Annotated in this window: 2 pseudogenes; both read left to right on the top strand. The window is 40.1% G+C overall.

From position 1 onward, the window contains the following. Positions 1–233: pseudogene (locus ACNOHI_RS25340) on the top strand (hypothetical protein); the annotation flags it as partial. Between the two features lie 15 nt (positions 234–248). Next, a pseudogene (locus tag ACNOHI_RS25335) lies at positions 249–564 on the top strand (hypothetical protein); the annotation flags it as partial.

Below are 564 nucleotides of genomic sequence, written 5' to 3'. Positions count from 1 at the left end.
TCTCAGTTCAATCTACATTAGTGGCTGGCTTAGGTAAATTGAATGTGCAGTTAGCGGGATATTTATTCGCCGTTGTATTCAAGATTCTGTTCATATTAATACTGTCTCAGCATTTCAACAACTGGATAATAGTCATCCTTGGTACAGTGATAGGCCTGATCCCTTATGCTATTATACAACCAATTAGTATAAAGAAATCATTCAAAATATTGAGTATTCAAAGTGAGGTATAGTTTAATTTTTCACGAGTGATCTGGGATACGCATATTAATATTCTTGCTATTATGGTAATCGCGGAGTTGGTTTACTTTAAGATCGCCAGTCATTTTAATATCATTGACAAGCCGAATCTGAGAAGCAGCCATAAACATCTAACTCTGCGTGGTGGAGGTGTCATCTTCCTCATCGGAGCATGGATATGGGCAGTTTTTTTTGGACTTGAATATCCGTGGTTTATGATGGGCTTGACCGTCATCGCCGGAGGTAGTTTCGTTGACGATGTGAACCCGCTGCCGTACACCGTGAAGCTGGTCTTTCAATTTGCGGCCATGTTTCTGATGTTGT

It is taken from the genome of Noviherbaspirillum sp. ST9 (assembly GCF_048799745.1).
GTDB lineage: Bacteria > Pseudomonadota > Gammaproteobacteria > Burkholderiales > Burkholderiaceae_D > Noviherbaspirillum.
This window is presented reverse-complemented; position numbering and strand designations above follow the sequence as displayed.